This is a genomic window from Paenibacillus sp. MER TA 81-3 (assembly GCF_023713585.1).
Classification (GTDB): Bacteria; Bacillota; Bacilli; order Paenibacillales; family Paenibacillaceae; genus Paenibacillus_B; species Paenibacillus_B profundus.
Genome location: NZ_JAMAWB010000038.1, coordinates 1 through 18029, shown reverse-complemented (window position 1 = coordinate 18029; position 18029 = coordinate 1). Strand labels below are relative to the sequence as shown.

At 50.1% G+C, this 18029-nt stretch carries 16 protein-coding genes; 7 read left to right on the top strand and 9 right to left on the bottom strand.

Going from position 1 to position 18029, the window contains the following annotated elements:
- Positions 1-107 precede the first annotated feature (107 nt).
- From M3650_RS30625 to M3650_RS30615, 3 genes are read left to right on the top strand one after another with little or no spacing between them, the layout of a single operon-like run.
- Positions 108-905 (top strand): class I SAM-dependent methyltransferase, encoded by a 798-nt coding sequence (locus M3650_RS30625; protein ID WP_251580094.1) that lies wholly within the window; start codon positions 108-110, stop codon positions 903-905.
- Entirely contained in the window at positions 889-1845 is a 957-nt protein-coding gene (locus tag M3650_RS30620; RefSeq protein ID WP_251580093.1) for a hypothetical protein, read from the top strand. Before M3650_RS30625 ends, M3650_RS30620 begins: the two co-directional genes overlap by 17 nt.
- A 52-nt stretch (positions 1846-1897) precedes the next feature.
- Positions 1898-2137, top strand: a complete 240-nt coding sequence (locus tag M3650_RS30615) for an NHLP leader peptide family RiPP precursor (RefSeq protein ID WP_251580092.1) — start codon at positions 1898-1900, stop codon at positions 2135-2137.
- 58 nt (positions 2138-2195) lie between these two features.
- Here M3650_RS30615 and M3650_RS30610 read toward each other — a convergent pair whose 3' ends face one another.
- Together M3650_RS30610 and fabF are read right to left on the bottom strand one after the other, a co-directional pair.
- The gene (locus M3650_RS30610; protein WP_251580091.1) at positions 2196-4103 is read right to left on the bottom strand and encodes a sensor histidine kinase; all 1908 of its coding nucleotides are present in this window, start codon (positions 4101-4103) and stop codon (positions 2196-2198) included.
- Between the two features lie 802 nt (positions 4104-4905).
- Positions 4906-6147, bottom strand: a complete 1242-nt coding sequence (gene fabF, locus M3650_RS30605; RefSeq protein WP_251580090.1) for a beta-ketoacyl-ACP synthase II — start codon at positions 6145-6147, stop codon at positions 4906-4908.
- Positions 6148-6271: 124 nt separating this feature from the next.
- On the opposite strand from fabF, the gene M3650_RS30600 reads away from it, so the two are divergent.
- Complete coding sequence (locus tag M3650_RS30600) at positions 6272-7141, top strand: helix-turn-helix transcriptional regulator (RefSeq protein WP_251580089.1); 870 nt, start codon at positions 6272-6274, stop codon at positions 7139-7141.
- A 339-nt stretch (positions 7142-7480) separates the two neighbouring features.
- On the opposite strand, the gene M3650_RS30595 is transcribed toward M3650_RS30600, so the two are convergent.
- Positions 7481-8725: an outer membrane protein assembly factor BamB family protein gene (locus tag M3650_RS30595; RefSeq protein ID WP_251580088.1), complete on the bottom strand. Its 1245-nt coding sequence runs from the start codon at positions 8723-8725 to the stop codon at positions 7481-7483.
- A 165-nt stretch (positions 8726-8890) separates the two neighbouring features.
- Here M3650_RS30595 and M3650_RS30590 point away from each other — a divergent pair, with 165 nt between their 5' ends.
- Positions 8891-9496 carry a pentapeptide repeat-containing protein gene (locus tag M3650_RS30590; RefSeq protein ID WP_251580087.1) on the top strand — a complete coding sequence of 202 codons (606 nt, stop codon included), beginning with the start codon at positions 8891-8893 and terminating at the stop codon, positions 9494-9496.
- A 104-nt stretch (positions 9497-9600) separates the two neighbouring features.
- Here the strand turns inward: M3650_RS30590 and M3650_RS30585 are convergent, their stop codons facing one another.
- The 6 genes from M3650_RS30585 to M3650_RS30560 all read right to left on the bottom strand — a co-directional run bounded on the left by M3650_RS30585 (position 9601) and on the right by M3650_RS30560 (position 14522).
- Positions 9601-10380, bottom strand: coding sequence for a molecular chaperone DnaJ (locus M3650_RS30585; RefSeq protein ID WP_251580086.1), 780 nt, complete (start codon positions 10378-10380; stop codon positions 9601-9603).
- Between the two features lie 36 nt (positions 10381-10416).
- Complete coding sequence (locus tag M3650_RS30580) at positions 10417-11109, bottom strand: helix-turn-helix transcriptional regulator (RefSeq protein ID WP_019422283.1); 693 nt, start codon at positions 11107-11109, stop codon at positions 10417-10419.
- Positions 11110-11179: 70 nt separating this feature from the next.
- The gene (locus tag M3650_RS30575) at positions 11180-11797 is read right to left on the bottom strand and encodes a superoxide dismutase (RefSeq protein ID WP_251580085.1); all 618 of its coding nucleotides are present in this window, start codon (positions 11795-11797) and stop codon (positions 11180-11182) included.
- A gap of 413 nt (positions 11798-12210) precedes the next feature.
- A complete protein-coding gene (locus M3650_RS30570; RefSeq protein WP_251580083.1) occupies positions 12211-13359 on the bottom strand; it encodes a phosphodiester glycosidase family protein in 1149 nt (382 codons plus the stop codon).
- A gap of 208 nt (positions 13360-13567) precedes the next feature.
- The gene (locus M3650_RS30565; protein ID WP_251580081.1) at positions 13568-14299 is read right to left on the bottom strand and encodes an acyl-[acyl-carrier-protein] thioesterase; all 732 of its coding nucleotides are present in this window, start codon (positions 14297-14299) and stop codon (positions 13568-13570) included.
- Positions 14280-14522 (bottom strand): hypothetical protein, encoded by a 243-nt coding sequence (locus tag M3650_RS30560; RefSeq protein ID WP_251580079.1) that lies wholly within the window; start codon positions 14520-14522, stop codon positions 14280-14282. Before M3650_RS30560 ends, M3650_RS30565 begins: the two co-directional genes overlap by 20 nt.
- 791 nt (positions 14523-15313) lie before the next feature.
- Between M3650_RS30560 and M3650_RS30555 the strand changes: the two genes are divergently transcribed.
- The gene (locus M3650_RS30555) at positions 15314-15991 is read left to right on the top strand and encodes a futalosine hydrolase (protein ID WP_251580077.1); all 678 of its coding nucleotides are present in this window, start codon (positions 15314-15316) and stop codon (positions 15989-15991) included.
- Positions 15988-16821 carry a 1,4-dihydroxy-6-naphtoate synthase gene (locus M3650_RS30550; protein WP_251580075.1) on the top strand — a complete coding sequence of 278 codons (834 nt, stop codon included), beginning with the start codon at positions 15988-15990 and terminating at the stop codon, positions 16819-16821. The genes M3650_RS30555 and M3650_RS30550 overlap by 4 nt, the downstream gene beginning before the upstream one ends.
- The last annotated feature ends 1208 nt before the right edge of the window (positions 16822-18029 follow it).

Below are 18029 nucleotides of genomic sequence, written 5' to 3'. Positions count from 1 at the left end.
TCTCATGAATCGACGGCATTTTTATTTTCCTGATATTGCCTTCCACTCGCCCTGTAATCTATACTGAGTATGACTTTCATCCCAGCAAATGTTGAGGAGGGCTTACAATGACGCCGCAAATCGACATCATCGACATCTTCGACAACATGCTAGAGCTGACTGCGGACCTCTTGTTCGACATGGAAAAACAGTTGTTCTTCCCTGATACTGCACCCGGAAGCGTGCTTGATGTGGGCTGCGGGAACGGCGCCTATCTGAATCGGCTCAAAGCAGCCTTCCCTGAATCGGCATGCACGGGCATCGACCTCAATGATGCCATGTTGCACAGAGCCCATGCTCAGCCGAACCAGCCAATCGCCTGCTATCACGGCAGCTACGAAGAGTTGCCCGCGAGCGGCACCTTCGACACCATCATCGCCAGGCTCGTCATCGATCACATTCCCGACAGGGCGCATTTCTTCCGCTGGCTGCAGGATCGCACAGAAGATGGCACCCGCATCATCATTATGGATATTGAAGAAGGCGGCATTCTGCATGTAGACGAGCTTCCGCTGTTCGCCAGCATGTATGATGAATCTCGCCGCCACATTCGCAGGCCCTCACTTCTTGCCCTCAAAGACACACTCAAAATGGAGCTGGCGCATTTTCGTTTTCAACCCATCAACGTCACATCTTACGACATCTCAACCGACAACATGCAGATTAGGGAAAAAGTTCATCGTTACCTGCAACTCGTGTCTCAGCTATTCACCGGAACCGATCTATCTCAAGAAAGGGCACGGGAGCTGGACGATTGGTACCATTCGGACCGCAACCTGAACATTCGCATGTTCGGCTTGGAAGCCTTTCGCACGAGTTCTCAACCGCTAAGCAAAGGAGGATTATCGTATGATATGGTTCGATGAGCACAAAGCGGAATTGCACGAAGTCTTCGCGGAAGCGGAACGGAGAATAGAAGCCTTTCCTGCTCCCATGAACGTTTTGGGGCAACGATATATGGAGAAATTCAACCCGTTGATGCAGGATAGCACAACCAACTACATATGTTATTTGCTTCCTTACTGGGTGCAAGAAACGGCAGGCTTGACGCGGGAGCAATGCCGTCAGTTGTCCTTAGCCAACGTATTCGTCATGCTATACTTCTTCCTTCAGGACGACTTGATGGACACCGGGCCGGAAGATTGGAGTCAACAGCTCGTTCTCGGCAATTTATGCTATTTGGAATTTTTGCAAATATATCATCAGTTATACCCATCCGATTCTTCCTTCTGGACATCGTTCCATCAATACATTACGGAGTGGGCGGAAGCCGTAGTGAAGGAACGGGAGGAAGATATTTTCCTGACGCATCGCGTCATGGTCGCGAGAAAGGCGGCTCCCGTGAAATTTGCCAGCACTGGAGCGCTATGCCTTACCGGCCGGACTCATCTGATTGACACCTTGTCCAATGCGGTCGACACCGTGCTCGTCACGCTGCAAATGGCCGATGACTGGGAAGATTGGGAGGATGACTTGCAAGAAGGGAGCTACAATTGCCTCATGTCGTGGATCCGATTCGAGCTGAACCTGCCGGCTACGGAGCCGCTGTCGCCGGACACCGTGCAGACAGCGATAGCCGTACACGACTGCATGAAAGGCTACGCAGAACAGGCGCAGGAGCATCACCGCCGGTTGCAGGCGCTCAACCTCGATATTCCGCATCTGCATCAATTTCATCAATTTCTTATCGATGGTCTCGTCGGGGAAGCGAACCGCGTTCGACAAGAACGCGAGACTTTAATGCTAGGCGGATTGAATCATTGGCTGTCGAAAAACGGTAAAAAAGTAGTGGATTCTACAAATTAAGCATGATAGACTATAATTCAAGCAAATTCCAATTCGTGGAGGGATGAGTATTATGAGCACCGAACAACTGGTCAGAAATCAAATTGTACAGAAGGCTTGGGAGGATCCGTCGTTCAAGCAGAAGCTGCTATCTGATCCGAAGTCCGCTATCAAGGAAGTGCTGGGCATCTCCATTCCCGAACATATTAAAATGAAAGCCGTGGAAGAAACCGCGGACAGTTTTGTTTTGGTTATCCCTCCGAATCCGACAGATGTCATCACAGCAGGCCGCGTGCAAATGGGACATTGGTAAAACATATTTACGTACTTTAAGAAGAGGGACAAGCCCTCTTCTTTTTAATTGCCCTGCTTCACATCGCTTTCTCATAAACGGAGGGGAAGCGAATGACCACTTCGGTGCCGACACCTTTTTTGCTGGTAAATTTGATTTCCCCTTGCATGACCTCGATAATCCGCAACGTCACCATGAGGCCAAGCCCGGTACCTTTTGTTTTATTTGAAAAATACGGCTCACCCAACCGGCTTAACTCCTGCTCATCCATGCCAGCGCCATTATCCAGAATATGAATGGTGACTTTGCCTTCCTGCTCGTATCCCCATATGCGGATCCATCCTTTTTCGGTTAAGGCCTCGATGCTGTTTTTAATCAGGTTAATGAATGCTTGCTTGAACTTGGAGGAGTTCCCGTTAATGCACAGGTTCGGCGGCATATCCAACGTCATGACGCCGCCCTGCATGTTGGCGAGCGGAATGAGGATGCCTTCGATATGGCTTAGCTCTTCGCCTACATTCAGCACCGTAATGTCCTCCAACTCTGGCTTAGCAAAGGTGAGGAAGTCGGTAATAATGGCGGAAGCCCGATCAAGCTCGGTCAGCGCGAGCTTCAAGTATTCCTTCTCCTTCATCGCCGCCTTACTATCCAATAGCTGCAGGAAGCCGCGCGTCACTTGCAGCGGATTGCGCACTTCATGGGCTACCGAAGCGGCAAGCTCGCTTAATATTTCCATCTTCTCCGAGTGCTGCAGCTTGCCGTTATACATCTCCAGTTCCTTCGAATACTGGATGACTCGCTCATGATTCAAAGCAACCCGCCTTCCTAGAATAAGGATGAGCGCAAGAACGAAACATAACGACCCCCATTTCCATAATGTCAATTCATACTGGGCATACCGTATGAGAAACCATATCAGTTCTGCGATAGATGTCATTGCGAATATAGTGAAACCAATCGCAAATAGAACGACATCTTTATTCTTCCGCAGGACATACAAAACAGAAACGCTAAGCAGCACGACGAGTTGGATGACAATGATAAAAGCCAGAACGGTTACCGTCAGAAAAAAATAAACACTGTAAATGGCATTATCAGAAATCAAATTCGAAAAAAGCACTAACAAAATAAATGACGCATAGGCCACTTGAAATTTACGGAATTTTGTAATGATGCGACGAGGTCCGGGGCCCGTTATTATCTCGAAGTAGTAGCTTAAAGCAGGAAATAATATCATTAAACCTAAATCGAACAGGATAGCAAAAACCTTTCCATACTCACTGAAAAAGGTATAAGTAAATCTGGAATACGTTATCATCAGAACGCCGAAGGATAAAATGACCAGACTAAGCGACAGCCAGCTCGGCACATCGATATTCCGCAAAAACAAAGTACAGCTTAACATGACGATTGCGGCAAATACCAAGGCGCCGCCCAAGATGATATCCAGCAATCCCTTATTCACATATAACGGGAGCAGGTCTTGATAATTCCCGATCGTGATCTCACTGTGAATGCCGAATTTATCACTTGATGTCGAAGCATGAATAAATATATCCTGTCCTTTGGAATTGGCAACGAGAGGCACAAGAATCTGGTAAATATCATAGCTGTAGTCACGGGAAGCTTCGAATATCTTCCGTCCATCCTCGGTATATACCTCCACATCGAACGCATATAGCTTGTCAATGTACAGCCCGGACTCGTCCCAAGGCGTAGCAGGCAGCGTAATGCGGAACCAAGCCGACTTGATTCTTTCTGGCTTCGAAGGAATTCCCCGGGCAATATTCACCTCTCTCCACCCTTCTTCCATATTCGCCACGTCTTCCCATTTCAGTGGGCTAGCTTCCCACAGCACGTCCCACTGCGACAGCTTCAACTGCTCTAAATCTGATGACGATGCCGCCCAGAGGCACGATGGTTGAACAAATAAACCTATAATAAGAAGGAATAACCCTATTACGATACCTTTGCGAAGGAAATCCATACAGCACCTCTATACCGTTTTGTATGATCGTGACCTAAAAGGTCATTCGCACTATTTCAACAAATTTCTGTAAATTCCTTCTCACTATTTGGAAATTCATCCGTTTTTGTCGAAGTTCCGCTGCATTAGAGCATAAAGCACTGTTTTGTCATTTAAAAACAAGAACTAACTGTAGATGAAATCGCCGACGTACTCATCAAATGAGGTACCAGTAACGTTGTGATTAAATATGGGGTTCGAGTAAGTTCAAAAGGATGCGCGTAGTTCGATTTTATTAGAATAGGCATGAATAGATTTGAATGGCTAGTAGTTGCTTATCAGTTACCTTTCTAGTAGATATCGCATCTTCTATTAGTATCTCGTAGAAGAGTGAGGTGAATGATATGGCAAGAATAGATGTGGTTACGATTCGATTTAGACGCAGCGTCGTAGATAGACGCAGAATTATAACAGCTTTCCGTATAGTAGGTAGTGCTAGACCGTGTCGCCGATTCTTGGTGATCGGTGGACGCGTGCTTTTTGCTGAACGTTGTCTTTTGAGAAACGGATTCCGTCTTGTGTCATCCAGTCGGAATGTTCTAGTTTTTGAACGAAGAAGATAAATATTTTATCCAAATCAAACAAGCCCTGGAAGCAACTCTAGATGAGCTTTGCAGCAATCCCTGTGATCAAGGCCCCTTTGAAAAAAACCTATTTTAAAAACTGGCGTCGGTAATCCACCGACGCCAGTTTGTTAATCTGTTTGATAGCGGCGCTTCCGCTATATCAAGCCTGGATGAGGGCAACCTCTATCTAATTCGCATCACCGCTCGTATGCCTTCAGCACGATAACTGCATTATGTCCGCCAAAGCCAAACGAATTGGACATTCCGATGTTGACAGAGGCAGAACGAGCCTGATTCGGCACGTAGTCCAAATTACAATCGGCATCTGCTTCCTCCAGATTGATTGTCGGCGGAATGATGCCTTCCTGCAATGTTTTGATCAACGCGATCGCTTCCGCGCCGCCGGCAGCGCCCAGCATATGGCCGAGCATTGACTTGTTGGCGGTGACGGGTATATGGTGAGCCTGTTCGGCAAACAACCGCTTAATTGCCGTCGTCTCGGACAGGTCACCGATTCCGGTGCTCGTCGCGTGCGCGCTGATGACATCCACTTGTGCCGGTTCAATGCCAGCCTCTTGAAGCGCCAGCCTCATCGCTTGAGTCGCCCCGCGTCCCTCTGGATGAGTTGCGACCATGTGATACGCATCCGAGCTTGCTCCATAGCCTATCACTTCCGCATAGATGCGCGCATTTCTGCGCAAGGCGTGCGGCAATGACTCCATAATCAAGATGCCTGCGCCCTCGGCCATGACGAACCCGTCCCGATCTTTGTCAAAAGGCCGGCTCGCTCGGGCAGGCTCGTCATTCCGCGCCGATAAGGCGGTCGCATTGCTGAAGCTGGACAGCGATAATTCCGTAATTGCCGCTTCCGTGCCTCCGGCAAACACGACATCTGCTCCGCCGTACCGAATGAGCCGGAACGCTTCGCCGATAGCCGTGTTGCCAATCGAACAGGCCGTCACGGGTGATAAGCTCGGACCTAGCGCTCCATATTTAATACTAATCTGGGCGGCAGCCATATTTGCAATCATCATCGGCACCAATGTCGGACTTACTCGCTCAGGACCACGGTTAGTTAAGATGGCTTGCTGCTCCATCATTGTCTGAATGCCTCCGATGCCTGAGCCCACGTATACGCCCATTCGCTCCCGGTCGAGCTGATCCCAAGCGGCGAGTCCGGCATCTTCATAAGCTTGTTCTGCCGCCGCCAAGGCGAACTGGCAGAAACGATCCAAGCGCCGCGCTTCCTTGCGGCCGAAGCGTGCGTCCGCATCGAAGTCCCGAACTTGACCCGCTATTTTTGTTTTATGTTTCGATGTATCAAATGTATCGATAAGGGAAATTCCCGATTCCCCACGGATGAGTTGATTCCAAAATGCGTCCACCTCATTGCCGAGCGGAGAAATAACTCCCATCCCCGTAATGACGACTCTGTTCATCACATTTCCCTCCTGAGTTCGAATTGTATTAATACTATCGTTGCATAGTCATTATCATATTACAAGTTGTTGTTTATCCTAGTATAATAAGTACTATCATAAAGCAGGTGAAAGGGATGAGGCGATGAATCACCAATCGCGGCTCCAAATGCTGTCCGACTTTCTCAAATCTCAACGGGCTAAAATTCTTCCTCAAACCGTAGGTCTGCCAGAAGGAACCCGCCGCAGAACCCCAGGACTGCGAAGAGAGGAAGTCGCGCAATTGGCGGGAGTGAGCACGACTTGGTATACGTGGCTGGAGCAGGGACGCGACATCAAAGTATCCGCATCCGTACTGGACAATGTGGCGGCGGCGTTGCAATTGACCGTGGACGAGCGCAAATACTTGTATGCCTTGGCGCTGGAGGGCGGTGCTGGAGCCAATCCATGGCAGGAAGAAGAAGCGCAGATCAGTCCTGCTCTGCAGCGCATTTTGCAGGAGCTTCAGCACTGTCCGACCATTATTTCCGACAGGCGCTGCCACATCGTCGGCTGGAATCAGGCGGCGTCTCATGTCTTCTTGGACTTTACCCGTATCCCGCCTGAGGAGCGGAATATGATTCGTTTATTGTTTACGCGCAAGGAATTCAAGAGCCTGGCTGTCAATTGGGAGCATTTCGTCAAAGGATTTCTGTCGATCTTCCGCGCGTATTATGGTCAATATGTGGAGGATGGATGGTATGTTCGGTTTCTCGAAGAAATGAAGGAAGCCCATCCCGGCTTCCACCAGCTCTGGAACCAGAGCCAAGTCAGCTCGGCCCCTGAGGTCGTCATCGAATTCCGGCATGCCAAGGCGGGCAAGATGCTGTTCCATTTGACTTCACTCCAGGTGCAGGGCAGCGCCGACTTGCGCTGCAGCATCTATACGCCGGCCCCGGAGTCTTCGACCGAATTCAAGCTGAGGAAGCTGATGAATCTGAAAGCAGCGGGTACCGGTGAACCGAATGAACTCTGAAGCACCTGTATTATAGCCACTGCAACCTAAATGGCCGCCCGAGATGATTCCCGAGCGGCCATACGTCTGCCCAAGCAGAAATGTTACGCAATCTTGCGATATCATGGAGGTCAAGATACAGGAGCATCAACCTCTTGCACGCATGGCCCGGTTATCTTGCTGCCATCTTCCGCTTGCCATATGCTGAATGAAATGGTATACGAAACGGCATATATATTATCCTTCCTGACTGTACGGGAGAATGGGCAGAAGGACTATTGCGCTTGAAGCCCGAGGCTAGCCAATATAAGGCCGCACGGAAACGGCTGCTTCCATCCAGTCCGAGACTGGACAGAGTGGCTACTTAGCGGCTTTAATAGCGAACAGCTTGCTTCCGCCAATATAAATGGTGCCATCCTTGCCGATGACCGGAGGGGAAGACAACGATTGGTACAACGGAAGCTTCCAATTGACCTTTTTCGTCACGGAATTAGCCGATATGATGCCGCCACCCTTGCCCTTCAAGCTGTCATAACCGTAAAGCACATTGGATTTGTTATCAATCGCCACCGTATTCGTCGGATACTCGTTGCTGGACGGGATATCGAACGGAGTGAAGGACCACAGCATTTTTCCGGAGGGCTCCATCATTCTTTGCCCGTAATAGATGTTGCCGTTCTTGCCGATGGACGGCCCGATCCAATTGTTGATAGCACCTGTCATCTCGATGCTCTGCTTGCGCTTGCCGTTCAAGTCGTATAAGTGCACATGCTTATCTGCCGGTACGTACAACGTATTCTGGGTGTACACCGGCGAAGCGAGATGGTAGCCATGATAAAATCTGGACCAGACGACGTTGCCCTGCTTATCCAGCCTGAGCAAGCGCCCATCATCATATTGGATTGTGGAAGCGCCCTTGCTAATCTGCTCCGATTTGCCTTTGGATACGGTTAGATAAATGCCGTCCTTAACGACGATAGGCGATGAAGCCGTCGTGTGCTGAGACTTCAGCTGGTGCTTTTGGGTCCATAACGTCCCGCCTAATGTGTTCACAGCGATGATCGCGATGTCCTGATTCCCGTCCTCGTTCGCTTCCAAGCCGGACATGACAAACATACCATCGTCGTCTACGCCGATGCTGCCCTGTCCGAAGTTATCTACTCCCGGAAATGTGCTGTGCCACATCAGCTGCCCTTCCGTCGAATATGCCGACAAGGTGGAGGAGACACCATCTTCATTACTGGATCCGCTCACGATGAGCATGTTATCACGGAACAGAACAACGTCCCGGCCTTTTGACTCCAGTTCTGCTTTCCATTGAATCTTTCCTTGGGAAGATACCGCAGTCAATCGGCTTTTGGAGTGACTGGAAGATACCGTATATATCGTTCCTTTGGAGTCAACGACCATGTTCGTTATGTTATCATCAATGGGAACCGCCCATAATATTTTCGGTTTGTTGACGGGTGATGAGTAATCCGAATGTCTAGACCATTGATTGTTATTCGGATGAACGGAGGACGGCTGCGCTGATGCAGGCATACAGAATGCTAGCAGCAGAATAGCTGCAAGAATAGTATGTACTTTCTTATTAAAGCGTAACAAAATAATCCCTCTTTCTACCAATAGTGTGGTGTAACATGATGTTATCCTACTATATCACAAGTGGGCTTATCTCTGCCGCTAGCCTACTTTTACCTTTTCAAGCTTGCATTGCTATTAGAGAGGAACACTTGCTACTATGGAATATACATAGAGGAGGTTGACTCATTGTACCAGTATTCGGATCAGCAATATGAGGAAATTGACTTCAACCAGGCCGACTTGAGAGACGGCGAATTGCGCAACTGCATCTTTACGCGCTGCCGTTTTCGCTCAGCCCGGCTGGAGGAAGCGTGGACGACGAGCTGTCAATTCGTTGATTGTGATTTTTCAGGGGCCGCCTTAAACGGATCGGTGCATACGCGCAGCGCCTTTACGAACTGCCGCTTTACCTCTGTTAATTTATTCTCCGCCAAGTTCGAAGAGTGCAAAATGGTCGGAACTGATTTCTCGAATGCAAATTGGGACGGAATGACGATTGTGGGCGGGGATTGGTCGTATACGAACATGCGCCATGCGAATCTGATGAAGCAAAATTTGCGCCATGTCCGGTTGGTCGAAGCGGATCTATCCAATTGCAATTTAGTGAAAGCCGATTTGAGAGATGCCGATTTAACCCATGCGATTCTATCCAAAGTATCGTGGGATGGAGCGGACTTGAGGGGAGCTAAGCTGGACGGTATTGATTGGAAAGCGTTGGAGCTCAAGGGCGTGCGCATCGATATGGGACAGGCCGTCGCTTTTGCGCGTGCTCATGGCGCCAAGGTGGATTAAAGAAATCGGTATGGCCAATGCCGGTCTTGGAATGAAGCGGTAACGGCAGTCGGGTCATCAATATCCGCCCGGCTGCCGTCAAGGTTCCGCCGCATTCCCTTCCACTACTCTTTGTGACCGTTGCCGTTGTAGACATCATATGCTTTCTTCACCCAATCGAACAGGTAGGCGCTTCCTCCATGATCAGGATGCAGCAGCTTCAATAGCTTCTTAGACTGCTTCCGAACCTGCTTGGCATCCGCTTCATCAGGAACACCAATCAAAGCGTGAAAAGAAACGCCTCCTCGTTCTTCTTGATGTTCCCACGAATTAGAGGAGCTGTCGCCGTAGGATCCGTTGTAATTGTATGCCTTCTTCTCCCGCCGAGGCGCATGCTCTGCCAATGCGGTCAGCTTGTGATGCACGTCTTCCAAGGCGCTCTCCAACCGATCTTCCTCCCGTGGAAGATTGCCGTCCCAAAAATCGAATTCAAATTGTCGAATCACTTGCTCCAGCCGCTCCATCAAATCGTTAAACATAATAAGCGCGGCCTTCGTGCGCTCTGCCAGCCTGTAAATACGCAGGATGTGCCGAATCGACCATTCCGGCATTTCCATCGCGTAGGCATGCAGCACTTTACCCATATCCTTCTCCGGCACTGGTGTCTCTTGAACGAACTCCATTAGCCGTTCCTGTCGGTCCGCATCCAGCTTAGAGCCAATCTGAACGGCAAACTGCAGCTTGATGCTGCCGCCCTTCACCTTGTCCTTCCAAGCCTCTGTCAGATTCATCAGAGATTGGACAATATCGATTAAATAGGGATCGGCAACGGTAATGTGGTTCGTATCGTCCAAATTAGCAAATAGGGCTCCTTCCACGCCGCCATGCTCCTTTCCGTTATACATGAATCGTCACCGCGGACCGGAAGCCGTAGTGAGCTGTCATCCGTCCTCTTCCCCGTCTGCCTGCTTCGCAAGAGACGTGCAAGCGTGCTTCTCTGTAATACGGTACATACACTTTCTGCTCCCCTGAGCCATGCATTCCGTACGCTCCACGTCGGCTTCAAGCAGATCCGCAAACAACGCTAACTCACACTGGCAAGGAGGGGAATACTTGGCCGCGACATGTGATATCGGGCAGTTGGCCTCTTCCAGCCAGAACGATCCGTTTACGTTTCTTCCCCATTTGACCATGTAGCCTTCCTTGTCTTGAATATCCGCCAGCGCCTGCACCCGTTGTTCGAGCTTCAAGCCCTTCAGCATGCGCTCATATTTCTCCTCTAGCTTCAGCTTGCGCCGTTCGAACAACTGCTCCACGAATGCATTGCCGGCCATTGCCTGCATTTCTTCAATCATGTCCATCGCGAGCGCGTCGTACTTGTTCACGAACAGCGAATTCGCTTTGTCCGACAAGCTGTATTCATAATTCGGCCTGCCCACGCTTTGACGGACCAATTGAATGTGGACATAGCCGCCCTTCTGCAGATCGTATAGATGCCTGCGGACAGCCATGCCCGTAATGTGCAGCTGCTCCGCCATCTGCTGAACACTGATCGGCCCTTGCTGCTTCAGTATCATCAGGATGTCTCTGCGCGTTGATTGTTTCAGAAGGCGGGCTTCATGAGCAATCATCATATAACACCCCTTCCTACCGGATAATCCCGGCAATAGGATTAGACTTGAATCCATCGAAGATCCGCTCTAGTTAGGAGTCAAGCGCTTCCTGATAGCGGCGATTGACTTCCTCCCAACTTACCACATTCCACCAAGCCGAGACAAAGTCAGGACGTTTGTTCTGATACTGCAAATAATAGGCATGCTCCCACACGTCGACGACCAGAATCGGAGTCTTGTTCTCCATAAATGGTGTATCCTGATTCGACGTGCTCATCACCTCCAGCTTGTCTCCGTTCACGACGAGCCAGCCCCAGCCCGAACCGAATCGGCTGACGGCAGCCTTGCTCAGATCGTCCTTGAATTGCTCGAAGCTTCCGAAATGCTTCTCGATTCCCTTGCTGATATCACCATACGGGTTGCCTCCTCCATTGGGACTCATGACCGACCAGAACAGGCTGTGACCATAGTGTCCGCCCCCATGATTCCGCACCGTTGTGCGAATGTCATCCGACACATCGTTCAAGTTCGAGAGCAGTTCCTCGACGGAAGCATTCTTATATTGAGACTGTCCATCCAAAGCTTGATTCAAAGTGGCGATATAGGCGGCATGATGTTTTCCGTGATGTATTTCCAGCGTTCTCGCATCGAGGTAAGGTTCCAGTTCATCGTAAGCATATGGCAGTTCCGGGAGTGTGAATTGTCCCATTTCGTTCATCTCCTTTTCATCAATCACTAAGCATCTTAATTTGTTATTCATGCCCATTGTATCTCAATGAAAAAGTTTTGTACATGGTAAACATTTTTTACTTAAGTGAAATTAATTAGTAAAAAAAGGTTTTATTATTGTTCAGTTTAACAGTTTAGTTACCAGTGTGCGCCGATATCTAATTCCCGCTAAGATTAAAATAGTTGTACGTTCCAACGGCTTAGCATCACTCTTCAGCAACATTTACATTTTTATTTTCCCGCAGCTCCCCTCAGGCAACAGAGTTATCCCAGAATCGTACCCGTGAAAACTTAGAATTGTATGCTGGAGAGAAAGTCACTGGTTACTTTTCCTGCCGAAATATGAGAAAAGGCCGGCCTGAGTAACCCAGACCGACCTCATAATATTCTCTTTTATTTTCCTCTATATACGAGCAGCGCGTTGCTGATCTCTCTGCCCGGCGACGTCAAGTATTTGCCGTTGTAGTACAGCCCGCTGGATGCGCCGCCATCCAAATTCATCGCTTGATAAGCCCCGGCTTGCTTCATGGCGTTGGCCAACTGGGGAATCGTAGCGCTGGACGTTGTCATTAGAATGAGCTTGTGGTCCTTCGTAATCCCGACCGCGCTGCGGGCTCCGCCGCTGGTCACAATCTTCGGATCCTTGAAGCCTTCCTTGACGGGATTGACCGTCACTTTTCCATTCGTCACCAAGCGCGGGCCTGCTTGCAGCCCTCCGTATACGACGCCCTCTTCGAAGCGCTCCGAGAACTCTTCTCCAGAAATAATCTCCACTTGATTGTCCTTCGTGAAGATGATCGCTGCCCGCTTATCTCCGGAGCTCTGATGCACCATCTTGCCATTGTTCACGATATATCCGTATGGAACCTTCACACTTGACTTCGTATATGCATCGAAGAACGTGCCGTTTATCGCTACCTTCGCACCGTTGACAGTCGCCATATGCTTTAGGCTGTCGACCGCTCCGGTCTTGCCCTTGGCAATGCCGACGCCGAGCCGAATATTAGGGTGAAGCAGGTCTATTTCCACAATCGTGGCGGAAAGACGCTTGGAGCCAACGTTAAAGGATTGATGCTTCTGCTTAATCGGAGTACTCGCGGAAATCTTCCGTGCTGTCGAAATGACCGGAAGCTTATGTGCATCCTGTCCGTTCTGGAACACAAGGGCTGATCCTGCCTTGTCCCATTCGAGCTGAAGCTTCATAGCTTCACTGACGAATCGGATTGGCACATAAGTCGTTCCGCCTTCCCTGAACGGCACTGCATCCATTTCCTTCACGGTGTCATTGACCTTGGCTTTCTTCTGCCCGAGCGTAAAAGATACCTTATCTTCGCCTTTGCTTATCTCAATCCCCTTCGTCTTCGGATCCCAATTCACATCATACTTCAATTGCTCGCTCAGGTAACGAATCGGCACGAATGTGCGATTCGACTTCATATCCATATACCCGTAGCTTCTTGCTCCCGCTTCAGCCTGCCCGCTCTGCAGCAATGCCCCCGCAATTAGTGTAATCCCCAACGCCGCAATGGTTATTTTCTTCATTTTCTCTCTGCTCCCAAGTATGTAGTGGTGTAGTTGTCGTTGCTCCATCTTCAGCGGCTCTATACGAGAGCACAGTCTCTCTATCAATGGTCGCTATATTTCAGTGCAAACATAGAACAGATTACCATAAGCTGGTCTTTTAGAACAATAGTTTTCTTATATATATTTCACAAAACAACCAACCGGACGACCGTATGATAAGCCTTAACTAACGGAGAACGACACAGGCATCGAAGAAGCGGCTGCCCTCGGCGGACGTTCCGCAGATGAAATAGCTGGCTCCGTCCCCATCGGAACGCAGCACGGTCATTTCGTCACCCGGTGCGACCTCCTGGTGATAAGTAATATGAAAGCGCGCGATACCTCGCTCCAACTGCTTCTGCGTCAGGGCGTCCAAGCAAATATCGGCAAAGCGCGCATTGTTCAAGTGGCCGTTCATATCGATGCTGCTCAGCCGCACCTTCAAGTCATAAGCATGCTCCAGCACAGTGTCTGCTGGAATGTCCGCTTTGTGCGGCGCCTCGCCGACCGAATCCTCGGCATTGACCGGAATTTCGTAAGGGAAGGCCGATGCGCGGAGAATCCGGCGCTTATTCAAATCGACCAGCACCCATACCGTTCTTGCCTCTGCAAGCAGCTCACGATCGGGTCCGTAGATTTGGTAATCGCGCTGCCACTGTACGCCCTTGGCCCCTTTATTCCATGTTTCGATTTCAATCGTCTCTCCATAATGGGGCAACCGTTGCAGCTCGACATCCACCGTCACTAGCATCCATGCCATCCCTTGGCCAATCAGCTCATCGAGCGATACGCCGAACGACGCAATCTGGGCATCAGCTGCCCGCTGCATCCACTCGAGCAATGTCGACAGCCTGCAATCTCTTTTATAATCGGAGTTGTCCGACTGTATATCATGTGTTTCACGCCAACGTATTCCCATGTCCATCCCTCTCCTGTTCAGGATTACTTTTTCCACACTTCATATGTTCCTTTTTGAAGTTCCCCTCTTTGCCTAATGCCCATTCACTCCATGCAGTCGTTGCAATCTGCAGACGTGTGGTCGTTGCAGTCTCTGCGGTCGTTGTGGTCGTTGCAGTCTCTGCGGTCGTTGCAGTCTCTGCAGACGTTGCAGTCTCTGCAGTTCTGCAGTCTCTATGGTCCACGCGGCCCACGATTCACTACAGTTCTTGCAATCCACGCAGTTCGCACAGTCATTACGGTCCACGCTAACATTGCATTGGAAAAGATCCAGTAGAATCTCGTATACAAAGCATTTTTTATCGTTCTGCTGGAAAACGTCCAATCAAATCAAGCCTTTCCATGCCTCGCAGCCGCTTTAAGGGTGATTCCGCTGTACAATTTCCAATGAAAGGTCTCACCTTTGTTCCCCAACCATGAATCCATTGTACGAATTCCAATGAAAAAGGAGCTAGCTATTTGGATACCGGAGGGGCAAGATATGTCACTCAACTATACTGACCTATATCATAAACCATATTTAAAAAAAGCAGAACACCTCACGTTTTCCACCGTCCATTACGTCCATTACCTCCATTACCTCCATTACCCGTTTAGCACATTCGAAACAATCGACTGAAGGAACACTCCCTATCTGAAAACATTTGGTTCCTCGAGCGGAGCCGTAAATTACTCTCAGCGTTATTTCGGCACAACTAATCAGTTGGCCCCTGATTGCTCCCCCATACATGGACCCGGCCACGGTCAGTTATCTAGCAGAGCACAGAAATTCATTGTTTGACCTTCTTAATAATAGAAAGTCTGCCATTTCATATGTTAGAATAAACATATATTTGCAATAAGCACATTGAGATTCCCGCTTGATTGATTTAGCCTAACCACTCTGGGCTCTTTACACGGAGGCTAAGATCGGGATAATTTGGAGTAAGGAATAAAGAAAGTCAATAACGCTAACCTGCTAAAGGAGAATATAAGCATGAATCAAAATATATTGAAAGATTCGACTTCGACCATACGTGTGCTCATTATGACCTCGGTGCCTGCGGAGCGGGATGCCGTGCTGCGCGGACTGAACGGCGATGCCCGCTTCGACGTCGTGATCGGTGGCGTCGGCACGGCTGCGGCTGCGGCGAGTACGGCGCGAGCATTGGCGACAGCGGAGTACGGGCTCGTCGTATGCGCTGGCATCGCGGGCGGGTTCGCCGGTCAGGCCGACATTGGCTCGCTCGTCTTGGCGAGCGAAATCGTGGCCGCCGACCTGGGCGCTGAGACGCCGGAAGGCTTCTGCAGCGTGGACGAGCTCGGCTTCGGCTCTGCCCGCGTCCCCGTCGACGCCGGCTTGACGGCGCGCTTGGCAGAGGCGCTGCGAGCGGCCGGGCTGCCAGTTGCAGCCGGTCCCGTGCTCACGCTGGCGACCGTGACCGGAACCGCCGAGACGGCTGCGGAATTGGCCGCGCGGGTACCAGGTGCAACCGCCGAAGCGATGGAGGGCTACGGCGTGGCCGTCGCTGCTCAAGCGTGCGGTGTACCCGTGCTTGAGCTCCGCTCCATCTCCAACGCGGTTGGACCGCGCAATCGGGACGCATGGCGTATCCCGGAAGCATTGAAAGCTTTGGAAGCGGCAAGCGCCGTATTAATGGAGGTGTTACGATGAATATTGCCTTTTCCCCATGTCCAAATGATACATTCGTATTCCACGCCTGGGTGCACGGCCTCGTCCCGGGCGCCCCGCAGCTTGACGTCACTTACGCGGATATTGATATTACGAACGGGCTGGCAGCCAGCGGCCAAGGCCCGGAAGTGCTCAAGGTCTCCTATGCGGCGCTGCCGTGGGTACTGTCAGAGTACGCGCTGCTGCCATGCGGCGGGGCACTGGGCAGAGGCTGCGGGCCGCTTGTGCTGACAAAGAGCGGGTCCAATGATCCGGCTGCGCTGTCTGGCAGACGGGTGGCGGTGCCTAGTGAGCGCTCAACCGCCTACCTCCTGTTCCGCCTATGGGCGGCGCAGAACGTTCCGGGAGGCGTCGGCGACATCGTGGTCATGCCGTTTAACGAAATTATGCCGGCGGTACGCAACGGCGACATCGATGCTGGACTCGTCATCCACGAGGCGCGCTTCACCTACCATAACTATGGCCTGACACTGTTGGCCGACATGGGCAACTGGTGGGAAGCCGACACCGGATTGCCGATTCCGCTTGGGGCAATTATTGCCCGCCGCAGCATGGACCTTGCGGCCATCACCAACTGGACCCGCGCCTCGGTCGAATACGCGTGGGCTCATCCGGAAGCATCGCGGGATTACATTCTGCGCCATGCGCAAGAGATGAATCCGGAAGTTGCCCAGGCGCATATCAACCTGTACGTCAACGAATTCACGAGAAACCTGGGCGAGGACGGCTATGGCGCCATAACGGCCCTGCTCGGTCGCGCAGCGGAAGAAGGACTCGTGCCACAGTTCGATCTCGACGCGTTACGCCTATAAGCTTCCATCTCATGAATCCCAATGCCATAGGAAACCCCCGAGGTTGTTGCCTCGGGGGTTTGTGCGTTGGCCAACGGCTGTCGTCCTTGACCTTACTTGAGGATTAAAGGTAATGATGCTCACTGAGAAAAGTCTGGAGTACGATCGAATGTTTAGTTTATAGTCTCTATGTTCAATCTCCCTTTCAATCAGGATAAATATAATCCAGAACGATCGCGCTTCTCTGTAGCCATAACATAACCATCGTCTCCTTTCCCTTCATAAAAATCCATTAACGCTAGCTGTTTGCAGCAGGACAATTATTGATTTTGACTTATGCCGTATTAGGGAAGCTTGAATGTATTTGATAGTACTGAGCAAATGGGAGAGTGTGGATAAGGAGTATAAAAGAAATACATCCGTGTCTCGAGCCAGCGCCCACTTTTGAAGATGATACGCAGTTCATTAGGTTGCAGACAGTTGAAAACTCCATTCGGTATAGGAGCCGATCACACATTTCTGAATTATTCTCTAGTTGCATTAAGGGATGCATCTCCTACGCGCATGTCTATGTCGCCCCCATATGTATCATGTGTGTGTCCCTGAATATCTCACACGTCCAGATGTCAGCGTATTCAGTGATAATGCTAGTATATGAATCCATACGTCGTTACAAGGCCGTTCCACCTCCCTGATTTACAGAAAGCATGCTCGGTCTATGGAATGTCATTTTCTTTGACCTTATACCCCATTGTGGCTGGTTGCGGCGAATTGAAACATGGCGCTGTAATTCAGAGTATCGATGCAGGAAAAAGGGCACCCCCGAACGTCTTGTTCAGAAGTGCCCTTGCTGTCAGTCTTGGCTCCATACAAAGCAGCAGCTAAAGGAAAAATAGGTGTCCTTCACTCACAGCTGACTGTTCACTACTTACTGTTCACAGTTCAAACTAGCTGTTCAGAGTTCATACTAATTGTTCAGAGTTCATTCTAACTGTTCAGAGTTCATACTTACTGTTCAGAGTTCATTCTAACTGTTCAGAGTTCATACTTACTGTTCACAGTTCATACTAGCTGTTCAGAGTTCATACTAACTGTTCACAGTTCATACTTACTGTTCACAGTTCATACTAGCTGTTCAGAGTTCATACTAACTGTTCACAGTTCATACTTACTGTTCACAGTTCATACTAGCTGTTCAGAGTTCATACTAACTGTTCACAGTTCATACT